13 protein-coding genes are annotated in these 11785 nt (G+C 71.9%); 5 read left to right on the top strand and 8 right to left on the bottom strand.

Annotated elements, in window-relative coordinates; translation table 11 throughout:
* Positions 1 to 27: 27 nt before the first annotated feature.
* Both AB5J73_RS13580 and AB5J73_RS13575 read right to left on the bottom strand, forming a co-directional pair.
* On the bottom strand, positions 28 to 2007 hold the full coding sequence (locus tag AB5J73_RS13580) for an acetoacetate--CoA ligase (RefSeq protein ID WP_370970074.1): 1980 nt from the start codon (positions 2005 to 2007) through the stop codon (positions 28 to 30).
* An 85-nt stretch (positions 2008 to 2092) separates the two neighbouring features.
* The gene (locus AB5J73_RS13575; protein ID WP_160696790.1) at positions 2093 to 2722 is read right to left on the bottom strand and encodes a dienelactone hydrolase family protein; all 630 of its coding nucleotides are present in this window, start codon (positions 2720 to 2722) and stop codon (positions 2093 to 2095) included.
* A 146-nt stretch (positions 2723 to 2868) separates the two neighbouring features.
* Here AB5J73_RS13575 and hisC point away from each other — a divergent pair, with 146 nt between their 5' ends.
* On the top strand, positions 2869 to 3933 hold the full coding sequence (gene hisC, locus AB5J73_RS13570) for a histidinol-phosphate transaminase (RefSeq protein ID WP_370970073.1): 1065 nt from the start codon (positions 2869 to 2871) through the stop codon (positions 3931 to 3933).
* Here the strand turns inward: hisC and AB5J73_RS13565 are convergent.
* The 3 genes from AB5J73_RS13565 to AB5J73_RS13555 all read right to left on the bottom strand — a co-directional run bounded on the left by AB5J73_RS13565 (position 3914) and on the right by AB5J73_RS13555 (position 5728).
* Positions 3914 to 4687 (bottom strand): sulfite exporter TauE/SafE family protein, encoded by a 774-nt coding sequence (locus AB5J73_RS13565; protein WP_370970072.1) that lies wholly within the window; start codon positions 4685 to 4687, stop codon positions 3914 to 3916. The two genes, hisC and AB5J73_RS13565, sit on opposite strands and share 20 nt — an antisense overlap.
* A gap of 79 nt (positions 4688 to 4766) precedes the next feature.
* Positions 4767 to 5120, bottom strand: coding sequence for a VOC family protein (locus AB5J73_RS13560; protein ID WP_370970071.1), 354 nt, complete (start codon positions 5118 to 5120; stop codon positions 4767 to 4769).
* Entirely contained in the window at positions 5117 to 5728 is a 612-nt protein-coding gene (locus tag AB5J73_RS13555) for a GNAT family N-acetyltransferase (protein ID WP_370970070.1), read from the bottom strand. The genes AB5J73_RS13560 and AB5J73_RS13555 overlap by 4 nt, the downstream gene beginning before the upstream one ends.
* 56 nt (positions 5729 to 5784) lie before the next feature.
* Between AB5J73_RS13555 and AB5J73_RS13550 the strand changes: the two genes are divergently transcribed.
* Together AB5J73_RS13550 and AB5J73_RS13545 are read left to right on the top strand one after the other, a co-directional pair.
* Entirely contained in the window at positions 5785 to 6468 is a 684-nt protein-coding gene (locus AB5J73_RS13550; protein WP_370970069.1) for a FadR/GntR family transcriptional regulator, read from the top strand.
* The gene (locus tag AB5J73_RS13545) at positions 6468 to 7280 is read left to right on the top strand and encodes a class I SAM-dependent methyltransferase (protein ID WP_370970068.1); all 813 of its coding nucleotides are present in this window, start codon (positions 6468 to 6470) and stop codon (positions 7278 to 7280) included. Before AB5J73_RS13550 ends, AB5J73_RS13545 begins: the two co-directional genes overlap by 1 nt.
* Here the strand turns inward: AB5J73_RS13545 and AB5J73_RS13540 are convergent.
* Complete coding sequence (locus AB5J73_RS13540; protein ID WP_370970067.1) at positions 7277 to 7774, bottom strand: FBP domain-containing protein; 498 nt, start codon at positions 7772 to 7774, stop codon at positions 7277 to 7279. The genes AB5J73_RS13545 and AB5J73_RS13540 overlap by 4 nt on opposite strands.
* 64 nt (positions 7775 to 7838) lie before the next feature.
* Here AB5J73_RS13540 and AB5J73_RS13535 point away from each other — a divergent pair, with 64 nt between their 5' ends.
* Positions 7839 to 9338: an adenylate/guanylate cyclase domain-containing protein gene (locus AB5J73_RS13535; protein ID WP_370970066.1), complete on the top strand. Its 1500-nt coding sequence runs from the start codon at positions 7839 to 7841 to the stop codon at positions 9336 to 9338.
* Here the strand turns inward: AB5J73_RS13535 and AB5J73_RS13530 are convergent.
* Positions 9326 to 10315 (bottom strand): beta-ketoacyl-ACP synthase III, encoded by a 990-nt coding sequence (locus tag AB5J73_RS13530; RefSeq protein ID WP_370970065.1) that lies wholly within the window; start codon positions 10313 to 10315, stop codon positions 9326 to 9328. The two genes, AB5J73_RS13535 and AB5J73_RS13530, sit on opposite strands and share 13 nt — an antisense overlap.
* 212 nt (positions 10316 to 10527) lie before the next feature.
* On the opposite strand from AB5J73_RS13530, the gene AB5J73_RS13525 reads away from it, so the two are divergent.
* Positions 10528 to 11001 (top strand): Lrp/AsnC family transcriptional regulator, encoded by a 474-nt coding sequence (locus AB5J73_RS13525; RefSeq protein ID WP_086855727.1) that lies wholly within the window; start codon positions 10528 to 10530, stop codon positions 10999 to 11001.
* Here AB5J73_RS13525 and AB5J73_RS13520 read toward each other — a convergent pair.
* A complete protein-coding gene (locus tag AB5J73_RS13520; protein WP_370970064.1) occupies positions 10998 to 11693 on the bottom strand; it encodes a hypothetical protein in 696 nt (231 codons plus the stop codon). The two genes, AB5J73_RS13525 and AB5J73_RS13520, sit on opposite strands and share 4 nt — an antisense overlap.
* Between the last annotated feature and the right edge of the window lie 92 nt (positions 11694 to 11785).

Below are 11785 nucleotides of genomic sequence, written 5' to 3'. Positions count from 1 at the left end.
CGTTGTGGACGATCATGCTTCCCCCGTCTACCCCCCGGCGAGCTCCACGAACGGCGTCAGCGCCGCCGGGTTGGCCAGCGCGTCACGGCTGACGGCCCGGTCGGGAGCCACACCGGCGAGGATCTTCTTCACCGGTACCTCACACTTCTTACCGTTCAAGGTACGAGGAATCTCGGAAACCACCACGAACCGATCGGGTACATGGCGTGGTGACAGAGCGCTGCGGAGCTCCTTCTTCAGCCGGGGCTCGACGGTTTCGAGGTCGGCGCCGTCGGCGAGCACCACGAAGCAGATCAGCTGGCCGTCTTCGTTCCCGGCCGCCGAGGTGTCCACGACCAGGGAATCCGCGATCTCGTCGTAGCCTTCGACGACCCGGTAGAACTCCGCCGTGCCCATCCGGACGCCGCCGCGGTTGAGCGTCGAGTCGCTGCGGCCGTAGATGACCGCCGAGCCGCGGTTCGTGATCCGGATCCAGTCGCCGTGGCGCCACAGCCCCGGGTACATCTCGAAGTACGCCTCGCGCAGGCGCGAGCCGTCCGGGTCGTTCCAGAAGAACACCGGCATCGACGGCATCGGCTTCGTGATGACGAGCTCGCCGACCTCCTCGACGACGGCGTTGCCGGCCTCGTCGAACGCGTTGACCGCGGCGCCCAGCGCCGGGCAGGACAGCTCGCCGAGCCAGACCGGGACGTCGGGGGCGGCCGCGACGAACGCCGCGCACAGGTCGGTGCCGCCGGAGACCGAGCAGATCTGGACCTTCTTCCCGACCTCGTCCACGATCCACCGGAAGCCTTCGACGCTCAGCGGCGCGCCGGTGGACCCCAGCGCGCGCAGCGCCGTCAGGTCGTAGCGCTCGGCCGGCTTGACGCCCGCCTTGAGGCAGCTCTGGATGAACGGCGCCGACGTGCCGAAGTAGGTGACGCGGTGCTGCTCGGCCAGGTGCCAGAGCGCGTTCAGGTCCGGGTACCCCGGGCTGCCGTCGTAGAGCACGATCGTCGTGCCGACCAGCAGGCCGGAGATGAGGAAGTTCCACATCATCCAGCCGGTGGTGCTGAACCAGAAGAACCGGTCGCCCGGCCCGAGGTCCGTCTGCAGCGCGAGGGCCTTGAGGTGTTCGAGGGTGATGCCGCCGTGGCCGTGCACGATCCCCTTCGGCAGGCCCGTGGTGCCCGAGGAGTAGAGCACCCACAGCGGGTGCGCGAACTCGACCGGCTCGAACAGCAGCGGCGCGCCCTGGTGCTTCGCGAGCAGCTCGGCCCAGTCGAGGGTGCCGTCCATCCGGCCTTCGCCGACGTACTCGACCAGCACGGTCGCGGCCAGCGACGGCAGCTTCGCCCGCAGGTCGGCGACCGTGGTCCGGATGTCGAACTGGCGGCCGTTGTACGCGTAGGCGTTGACGGCGAAGAACAGCTTCGGCTCGATCTGCACGAACCGGTCCGCGACCGCGCGGACGCCGAAGTCCGGCGAGCACGACGACCAGATCGCGCCGATGCTCGCCGCGGCGAGGAACGCGACCAGCGTCTGCGGGCAGTTCGGCGCCAGCGCGACGACCCGGTCGCCCTTGCCGACGCCGAGCTCGAGGAACGCCGCCCGGGCCGCGCCGACCTGCGCGCGCAGCTCGCCGTACGTCAGCTGGCTCGCGAAGCCGTCCTCGCGGTGGAAGATCACCGCCGTCTCGTCGTCGCCCTTGGCCGCGCCCGCGACCCCGGGGGTGAGCGCGTGCTCGGCGTAGTTCAGCGTGCCGCCCTCGAACCAGACGGCGTCCGGCATCCCGCCCGAAAGCACCTCGCCCGGCTGGTCGTGCCAGCGCACGCCGAGGAAGTCCGCGACCGCCGCCCAGAAGGCCGGGCCGCGCTCGACGGAGAACTCGTGCAACGAGCGGTAGTCGTCCACCTCGACGTCGCGCTCGGCGCGCAGCCACTGGCGGAAGGCTTCGATCTTGGTGTCGGCAACGTGGCCCGGCTCGGGGCGCCACAGGACCTCGGGGGCGTCGGCGGTGTGCGTCACGACCCGAGCCTAATCCCTCGGATCGGGAAGTCACTGTGGTCGGAACCGACACTCGGTGAGTGGTTCGGGTGGCGGCCGCCCACACCTAACGCAGGTGCGCGTCGAACCAGTTGAGCGTGCGCTGCCAGGCCTCCGCGGCCGCACCCGGGTCGGCGTCGAAGCGGTGGTTCGCGCCCGGGTAGTGGACGACGTTCGTGGCGACCTTCGCCGACGCGGCGGCGTCGCGGAGGCGCTCGACCTCGGCGCCACCCGCCTCGTCGCCGGCGTCGCCGTACATGCCGAGCCACGGGCTGGTGAGCTTCCCGGCGATCTCGACCAGCGCGGGCAGTTCCGCCGCCTGCTGCCCGCCGACGCTGACGGCCGCGCCCAGCTTCCGGTGCGAGGCGACGACGAGGGCCGCGGTCCCGCCCAGGTCGAAACCCATCACGCCGAGCAGGTCACCCTGGACGCCGCGTTCGACGAGCCACGCGAGCGTCAGGTCGGTCGCGTCGAGCAGGTCCTGCTGGGTGAGGCGGTCGTTCTCCAGGTGCGGGGTGACGGTCAGCCACCCCTCCGTGGCCAGGCTGGCGAGCAGCAGCTTCACGCCGTCGGTGACGCCGTCCGCTTCGTGCAGCACCACCAAGCCGCCGCGTAGCGCCCCCTCGGGTTCCGAGAAGGTCAGGCGCAGGGTGGGGCCGTCGGTGCGCTGGTAGTCCACGGTGCTGGTCGACGTCATTGCGTCACTCAATCACTTCGAGGTGAACGGGAGGAACCCAGTGTGGCAGGAGAGCACGCCGCCGACCGTCTGAAGGGACTCGCGGGGCGGCGGGCGGAAAAGATACGGTGACCGGGTCGTCCCGTCGAATTCCAGGAGCGCCGAAGATGCCGTCCGTGTCCCCGCGTGCCGATCTCGAATCGTTGCCGAAATACGTCCCCGGCCGGACGATCGAAGGCGCGATCAAGCTGGCGAGCAACGAGGTGCCCGGCGGCGCGCTGCCGAGCGTCGCGCAGGCGATCGCCGAGGCCGCGGCCGGGATCAACCGCTACCCGGACACCGGGTCCCAGGCGCTGCGCGAGCGGCTGGCCCGCGACCTGGACGTCCCGGTGGCCCGGATCGCGATCGGCTGCGGCTCGGTGTCGCTGTGCCAGCAGACGATCCAGGCCGTGTGCGCGCCCGGCGACGAGGTCATCTTCGCCTGGCGCTCCTTCGAGGCGTACCCGATCGTCACGCAGGTCGCGAACGCCGTCTCGGTGAAGGTGCCGATCACCGAGGGCCAGGAGCTCGACCTGGACGCGATGCTGGCGGCGATCACGGACAAGACGCGGGTCGTCTTCGTCTGCAACCCGAACAACCCGACCGGCACGGCGATCCGCCGCGCCGAGCTCGAGCGGTTCCTGGACGCCGTCCCGGAGCGCGTGCTGATCGTGCTCGACGAGGCGTACAAGGAGTTCGTCACCGACCCCGAGGTGCCGGACGGCGTCGAGTACACCCGCACCCGGTCGAACGTCATGGTGCTGCGCACGTTCTCGAAGGCGTACGGTCTCGCGGGCCTGCGCGTCGGGTACGCGGTCGCGCCGGAGCCGATCGCGGACGCGCTCCGCCAGGTGTACGTCGCCTTCTCGGTGAACATGCTCGCCCAGGTCGCGGCGCTGGCGTCGCTCGACGCGGCCGACGAGCTGCTGGCGCGCTGCCAGGAGATCGTCGCCGAGCGCGGACGGGTCCGGGACGCGCTGCTCGAAGCCGGCTACCGGGTGCCCGAGACGCAGGCGAACTTCGTCTGGCTGCCGCTGGGTGACCAGGCGGTGCCGTTCGCCGAGCACGCGCTCGACCGCAAGCTCGTGGTGCGCCCGTTCGCCGGCGACGGCGTGCGCGTGACCATCGGGACCCGCGAGGAGAACGACCTCTTCCTCGCCGCGGCCCGGGAGTTCAGTTCGCGAACTGCTTGACCACCAGCTGGATGACGGCGGCGACGCCGATCACGACGATCACGCCGCGCAGCACCGCCGGCGGCAGCTTCCGGCCGATCTTCGCGCCGAGGAAGCCGCCGGCGGTCGACCCGACCGCCAGCCACAGCACGACGGCCCAGCTGATCGGCGCGACGAACGCGTAGATCACCCCGGCGACGACGTTGACGACGGCGGCGAGCACGTTCTTGACGCCGTTGAGCTTCTGCAGCGGCTCGGACAGCAGCATCCCCATGACCGCCATCAGCATCACGCCCTGCGCGGCGGTGAAGTACCCGCCGTAGATGCCGATGAGGAAGATGAAGAACATCAGCAGCGGACCGGCTTTGTGCTCCTCGCCGTTGCCTTCGCGGCGCTTCGCCACCCACTTGGAGACTTTCGGCTGCACGATCACGAGGATCACGGCCAGGCCGACCAGCACGGGCACGACGGCTTCGAAGGCGTCCTTCGGCAGCGAGAGCAGCAGGACCGTGCCACCGATGGCCCCGAGGAAGGACGCCGCGGCGAACTTCGCGGTCTGCCGCCAGTAGCCCTTGAGCTCGTGCCGGTACCCCCACGCCCCGCTGAGCGTCCCGGGCGCGAGCCCGATCGCGTTCGACGTCGTCGCCGTCACCGGCGGATAGCCGAGCGCGACGAGCACGGGGAACGTCACGAGCGTCCCCGACCCGACGACGGCGTTGATGGTGCCGGCCCAGATCCCGGCGACCACGATGATCGCCGCGTGCCACCACGTCATGAAGCATTCACGTGCGGAGCCTAAGCATCGAGGCCGGAGCCCGCGACGCGCACGGGGTCAGATGTGTCTGGTCAGACACTCAGCGCGGCGCGAACACGCAGAACTCGTTGCCCTCCGGATCGGCCAGCTGGTCCCAGTCGACATCACCTCCCCGCTCCCGGATCAAGGTCGCGCCCAGGGCCAGCAGCTCGGCCGTCTCGCCGAAGACGTCCAGGTGCATGCGGTTCTTCACCGACTTCGGCTCCGGGACCGGGTTGAGCCAGATCAGCGGGCCCGCCCCGGTCGGGTCGACGATCGGGACCGGCCAGTCTGCCGGGCGCGTGTCCCCGGTCAGGGAGTCGCGGCGGACGTAGCCCAGCGCGCGGCACCACCAGTCCGCCAGTGCCTGGTGGTCGGTCGCGTCCAGTGCGAGGTCCTTGAACTTCGCCGTCACGCCGCTCCTTCCGGTACGTGCGCCGGCACCACTTCGGCCGCCAGCCGCCAGCCGAGCGAGGTGTACAACCCACGGCCGGCCTCCGTCGCCAGCAACGCACTCGCCTCGGCCCCGGACACGGCGCTCAGCTGGTGCATCACCACCCGGCCGAGTCCACGCCGCCGGTGGGCCGGCTCCGTCTCGATCTTGTCGAACACCGCCACGCCGTCCGCCACCGCGACCCGGCCGCACGCCGCCGGGGCACCCTCGCGAGACACCGCCACGTCCCACGCCGGGCCGTCGCCGGTCACCGCCACCGCGTACCCGGGCGGCACCGCTACCGAGGGCACCGGCCCGTCGAACTCCATCAGGTACTCCGTCTCCCCCGCCTCCCACTCCGCCGTCAGATCCGCCAAAATCGCCGCACGCGGGCCGCACGTCTTCAGCCACGTGCCCGGCGACGCCACCGTCCGAGCCCGCGCCGCCACGGTCGCCGGGGACCGCAGCAGGTAACGCACGCGGTGCCCGGGCAAGCCGACGTCGAGGCGGTGCCCGTCCGGCTCCTCGACCGGTGCCGGCACCGCCCGCGACACCGCCCAGCCCCGCGCCCACGCCCCCAAGATCTCCATGCCCGCGATCATGGCAGCCACCCCCGACAATTCCCGGAGCTGAGAGGATGGGCGGCGTGGACACCGAGCAGGTCTGGAGCGCGACCGTGGACCGGCTGCGGTCGCGGATCGACTCCGGCGACCTGCCGCCGGGGTCGCGGCTGCCCGCCGAACGCGTGCTGTGCGAGGAGCTCGGCATCAGCCGCGGGTCGCTGCGGCAGGCGCTGCGCGTCCTCGCCTCCATCGGCTACGTGCAGATCCGCGCCGGCTCCGGGACCTACGTGCGCGAGCAGCAGGAACAGCCCCTGCGGACCTGGTTCACCGAGCACGACCAGCTCGTCGAAAAGCTCTTCGACCTGCGCGCGACCGTCGAGCCGACGCTCGCCGAACGGCTGGCCGAGCACGCCACCGCGAAGACCGTGAGCCGGCTCGAGGACAACGTCGCCGAGATGGCGCGGGCCGCCGAAGACGGGGACATGCTGCGCGTCATCGCGATCGACGCCGAGTTCCACTGGGTGATCGCCCAGAACGCGGGCAACGACGACGTCGCCGGGCTGCTGCGGTCGGTCCTCGCGCTGGTCGGCGAGGAGCGGCGGGCGGCGTTGCGGCTGCCCGGCCAGATCCGCAAGGCTGTCGACGACCACCGGGCCATCCTCGACGCCGTCCGCCGCGCCGACCCCGCCGCGGCCCGCGAACTGACCCTCAAGCACCTGGTCGACGCCAAGACCTACGCCCACGACTTCGCCGCCGAGGAGCGCTGATGGAGAAGGTGCACTTCACCGAGGAAAAGGCCACCATGCTGGCCACCCTCTACGGCCGCGCGCTCGACAGCCGCGAGCCGAACCCGGTGCTCGGGGACCACGCCGCCGACGAGGCCGTCCGGCAGATCGACTACGACTTCGCGAAGCTCGGCATCACCCGCGACAGCGCCGTGAGCGTCGTCCTGCGCGCGAAGCCGATCGACGACTGGGCCGCCGAATACCTGGCGCGGCACCCGGACGCCGTCGTGCTGCACCTCGGCTGCGGCATGGACACCCGGTTCCAGCGCCTCGCCCCGCCGGAAACCGTCCACTGGTACGACGTCGACTACCCCGAGGTCGTCGAGCTGCGCGAGAAGCTCTACGCGCCGGCCCCGAACCACACGAACATCGGCACGTCGGTGACCGACTTCGGCTGGCTCGACCAGGTGCCGGCGGACCGGCCCGCGCTGATCGTCGCCGAGGGCCTGACCATGTACCTGACCCCGGAGGACGGCACCGAGCTGATCCGGCGGCTGGTCGCGAAGTTCCCCTCCGGCGAGCTCGTCTGCGACGTCTTCAGCAAGCTCGGCATCAAGGCGCAGAAGCTCAACACCCCCGTCCGGCGGGCGAAGGCGACCCTGCGCTGGGGCGTCGACGACCCGCACGAGCTGGAGCGCTACGGCCTGACGCTGGAGTCCTCTTTGGACGCGGCGCACTGGTCCACCCCGGACGTCATGGCCCGCCTCCGGCCGTTCACGCGGTTCCAGCTGCGGACGCTGAAGTACTTCCCGCCGCTGGCGCGGATGGCGCACCTCGTGCGGTACCGCTTCTAACGGGACTCCAGCACCCGCGCCACGAACTTGTGCAGCTTCTCCACGAGCCGCGCGGAGCGTTCCGCCTCCGTGAGCGTCTCGAACGGCTGGGGCACGTCGGACTTCAGCTCGCCGCGGACGTACTGGCAGCAGGCGAGGTTGCCGCAGGCGTAGATGCCCAGGGTGTTGCCGTCGCGCCCGGACTTCCCGGCGCGCTTGCCGGAGAACAGCGTGATGTCCGCGAGCCCGTGGGTCGTGGTGCAGAAGCCACAGATGTTGCTGCGCAAGCGGGTCTTCGGCGCGGGCGCCGCTCGCAGGGCGAGCCCGACCACCTCACCGCCGTAGGGCAGCACCAGGTAGGCGCGCCCCGGTGCCTTGGGGTCGCGCCAGCCGAGGAATTCCCGCTTGTCCCACGGGATGTCTTCGGGCCGGGCGGGCAGCGTCACGCCCTTGGCTTCGCCGCGGGTGCAGTTGACGAACGAGGCCCGGACCTCGTCCTGGCCGAGTGGCTCCATGCCCGGCACGGTAACCAGCGGGCACCGCGGGTGGCCACGCATTTTCGGCCGTACGATCAACGCCGTGCGCAAGATCGCCGTGAGGAACTTCCGGGTGGTGTTGCGCACCAGCCTGGGCTTCGCCGGGCTGGGCATCGGCTCCAGCGTCGCCGGGTCCGGCGTGGTCGCGCTGCTGCTGGTGCTGCAGGGCCTGCCCAGCGACGTCGGCGACCACGGGTGGGTGCTCGGCCTGACGGCCGCCCTCATCGTCGCGGCGTCGCTGCTCGCCGGGACCGCGTGGACGGCGTGGCTGCAGCGGCGCACCGCGATCTGGTTCGTGCTCGGGCGCCCGCCGTCGGAGAGCGAGGCCAGGCGGGCGTTGCGGCTGCCCGTCGACATGGCCGTGGTCAGCGGCACGCTCTGGCTGATCGGCACCCTCGTCCTCACCGCGCTCGCCGGCGCGCTCGGCTCGGCCGACGACGCCGTCGGCATGGCGACGGTGATCGGACTGGGCGGGCTGACCACCGTCGGGCTCACCTACCTCGCGGCCGAGTGGGTGGCGCGGCCGGTGATGACGATCGCGCTGAGCGTCCTGCCGCCGCGCGGCTCGCTGCCGGTCACCGTGCTCACCCGGCTGGTGGTCACGTGGGCGCTGGCCAGCGGCGTCCCGTTCGTGGGCGTGCTGCTCGTGGCCACCCCGCCGGACCTCGGCTCGGGCAACCCGACCGCGAGCCTGGTGATGCTGTCGGTGATCGGGTTGAGCGTCGGCGCGATCGGCACCGCGCTGCTGGCCAGGGCCGTCGCGGCGCCACTGCACCGGCTCCGCGTGGCGCTCGACCGGATCGCGCGCGGCGACACGGGTGTCGCGGTCGACGTCGACGACTCCAGCGAGATCGGCCTGCTCCAGACGTCGGTGAACGAGCTCGCCGCCGGCCTGCGCGAGCAGGAGCGGATGCGGGACCTCTTCGGCAGGCACGTCGGCGCCGACGTGGCCCGGCACGCGCTGGAGTACGGCGCCTCGCTGTCCGGCGACGTCCGCGAGGTGACAGCGTTGTTCGTCGACGTCGTCGACTCGACCGCGCTGGCCTACCGGACGCCGCCGGAGGAGCTGGTCGGGAAGCTGAACCGGCTGTTCGCCGCCGTCGTCTCCGCGGTCGGCGCGCGCGGCGGGCTGGTCAACAAGTTCCAGGGCGACGCCGCGCTGTGCATCTTCGGCGCCCCGACGCGGCTCGCGGACGCGCCGACCGCCGCGCTGGCCGCGGCCCGCGCGATCCGGGACGCGGTGCGCGAGAACGGGGAGCTCGACCTCGGCATCGGCGTCTCGAGCGGCCCGGTGTTCGCCGGGCAGCTCGGCAGCAGCAGCCGCCTCGAGTACACCGTGATCGGCGACGCGGTCAATGAGGCCGCGCGGCTGACCGAGCTGGCCAAGGCGACGCCGTCACGCATCCTCGCCAGCGACGCCGTCGTCTCCGCGGCCCTGCCGAGCGAAGCGGCCTACTGGACGAAGCACGGGGAGCTGGAGCTGCGCGGCCGCCAGGAGGCGACGCCGACTTGGACGGCCGACCCGGACCGTCAGGACAGCTGACCCAGATCCGGCCAGCGCAGCACGGTCGAACCCCAGGTCAGGCCCGCGCCGAACGCGCTGAGCAGGACGCGGTGGCCGGGCACGAGGGTGCCGTCGGCACGGGCGTCGGCCAGCGCGAGCGGGATGGACGCGGCGCTGGTGTTGCCGACCCTGTCGATGTTGGCGACGACGGCGTCCACCGGCATGCCCAGCTGCTTCGCCGTCGCCTGGAGGATCCGGATGTTCGCCTGGTGCCCGACGAAGCGGTCGACCTCGCCGACCACCCAGCCCGCGCGCTCCAGGACGGTGCGCGAGGACTCCGCCATCCGCGCGCAGGCGTGGCGGAAGACCGCGGTGCCCTGCATGGCGAGGAACCGGTCGGCCGGGGTGTCCGAAAGCCGCTTCCGGGCGCCGCCCGCCTCGACCCACAGCAGGTCGGCGAGCTCGCCCTCGCTGTGCAGGTCGAACGGCCCGAACGCGCCGGGCTCGCCGGCGTCGCCGGCCCGCAGCAGGACCGCGCCGGCGCCGTCGCCGAAGATCGGCACGGTCGTGCGGTCGTCGGGGTCGATGAGCGTCGTGAAGGTGTCGGCGCCGATCACGAGCACGCGCTCGGCGAGCCCGCCCGCGATGAACCCGGCCGCGGTGGCCAGCGCGTAGACGAAGCCGCTGCAGACGGCGTTGACGTCGAACGCCGCGGCCGTGCCGAGCCCGAGCCGGGCGGCGACCTGCGGCGCGCTGGCCGGGCACGGCTGGTCGGGGGTGGAGGTGGCGAGCACGACGATGTCGGCGCTCCCGCCACCCAGCGCTTCGCGGCCCGCCCCGACCGCGAGGTCCACAGTGGACTCGTCGGGCCCCGCGACGCGGCGCTCGCGGATCCCGGTGCGGGTCCGGATCCACTCGTCCGAGGTGTCGAGCCGGGCGGCGATCTCGTGGTTGTCCAGGACTTTCGTCGGCAACCACGAGCCGAGGCCGGTCAGCACGGCGGCAGGTGCGGGCACGGGAGAGCCTCCCCACGCCGGTGGGTAGGCGGGCGACCGGCTGGTCTTCCACTTGTATGGGCTACCCCCTGGTAGACCGGTGAGTTGTGTTCCAGGTCACTCAAAAAGTTGTTTCATCTTCGCCTCGTCCGGAGTAGTGAGCGGCGTCACGGAGGGGTGAGCGCTGAGCGAACTCCGGGCAGATTGTCGGGGGTGCCGGTTAGCCTGCTGGAGTGCAGACTCCCGACCTCGACCAGCTGGACACCGCCATCCTCGCCTGCCTCCAGGCGGACGCCCGCACCATCGCCGAGACGATCGGCGCGAAGGTCGGCCTCTCGGCCGCGGCGGTCCAGCGGCGGATCAAGCGGCTGCGCGAGGCGGGCGTCATCGAGCGCGAGGTGGCGGTGCTCTCCCCGGAGGCGCTCGGGCTGAACATGACGTTCGTGGTGATGGTCGAGATGGAGCGGGAGAACCTCGCGGTCCTCGACGCGTTCCGCCGCCAGGTCCTCACCGACGACTGCGTCCAGCAGTGCTACTACGTCACCGGCAACGCGGACTTCGTGCTGATCGTGACGTGCCCGGACATGGCGGGCTTCGAGGCCTTCACCCGGCGGATGTTCTTCGAGAACCCGAACGTCCGGCACTTCACGACGAGCGTGGCGATGGACCGGGTGAAGGTGGGCTTGGACCTGCCGCTGGGCCCCTAGGCGGCGCGGGCTTTGGCGGCGCCATCGGCCAGGACCGGTTTGAGCGCGGCTTCGCAGACGGGCTGCTTCATGCAGAGCGCGAAGGCCGTGACGACGTAGTCGCCGGCCTGCGCGACGTAGGTCAGCTTCACGACGTCACCGCCGCTCGTCATCTTGATGGCGAGCACCTGGTCCGGGTCCACTTTTGGGTTCGGCGGGAGGCCGAACCGGATGTCGAGGGTGGCGCCGTCGCCGACCCGGGCACACCGGCCGGCCTGTGCCTGCACGGCCGCGACGTCGACGGTCCCGCGCGCCACCGTCGCCCCCACCGTGACCGCCTGGTCGGGTTTGATCACGTGCGCCTGGTCCTCGAAGGTGTACGCGTCGAGCGCGAACCGCGTGCCGGCGTACGGCTGAGCGTCCGGGTTGCTGGTCGCCGTGCACGCCGCGGGCCGGTACGACCCCGCCGGGACGAGCGCGCCGAAGACGTTCCAGGCCGTGCTCCCGGCGATCTCTTCGAGCGTGAACTGCCGGTGCGCGAGCACGTCATTGCGGGTGAGGTGCGGCGGGTACGCGGCCGGATCGGGCAGGAGCGAGACGAGGTCCGGCTCGGGCTTCGCGGGTGCCGGGGCCGCCGTCCCGCCCGCTTGTCCCGCGCAGCCCGCGACGCACGTCGTCAGCAGCACCGGTGCCAGCCACCGCACGAACCTCATGGCATCCCCTCACCGCGGCCGGTGGTCCAGCCGCCTCGGGCACCCGAGTCGGCGCGGGCCGGGCCGGTGTTACGCGGGAAATCGGTGGGGAA

This window comes from Amycolatopsis sp. cg9, assembly GCF_041346945.1.
In the GTDB taxonomy this organism is placed as follows: domain Bacteria; phylum Actinomycetota; class Actinomycetes; order Mycobacteriales; family Pseudonocardiaceae; genus Amycolatopsis.
The sequence above is the reverse complement of the archived record's forward strand: the minus strand, read 5'-3'. Positions and strand labels throughout refer to the sequence as shown.

Coding starts and splice junctions, on each gene's coding strand:
- AB5J73_RS13555 (WP_370970070.1), bottom strand. CDS start 5,728: ATGGAGATCTTGGGGGCGTGGGCGCGGGGCTGGGCGGTGTCGCGGGCG.
- AB5J73_RS13540 (WP_370970067.1), bottom strand. CDS start 7,774: ATGGAGCCACTCGGCCAGGACGAGGTCCGGGCCTCGTTCGTCAACTGC.
- hisC (WP_370970073.1), top strand. CDS start 2,869: ATGCCGTCCGTGTCCCCGCGTGCCGATCTCGAATCGTTGCCGAAATAC.
- AB5J73_RS13565 (WP_370970072.1), bottom strand. CDS start 4,687: ATGACGTGGTGGCACGCGGCGATCATCGTGGTCGCCGGGATCTGGGCC.
- AB5J73_RS13545 (WP_370970068.1), top strand. CDS start 6,468: ATGGAGAAGGTGCACTTCACCGAGGAAAAGGCCACCATGCTGGCCACC.
- AB5J73_RS13575 (WP_160696790.1), bottom strand. CDS start 2,722: ATGACGTCGACCAGCACCGTGGACTACCAGCGCACCGACGGCCCCACC.
- AB5J73_RS13520 (WP_370970064.1), bottom strand. CDS start 11,693: ATGAGGTTCGTGCGGTGGCTGGCACCGGTGCTGCTGACGACGTGCGTC.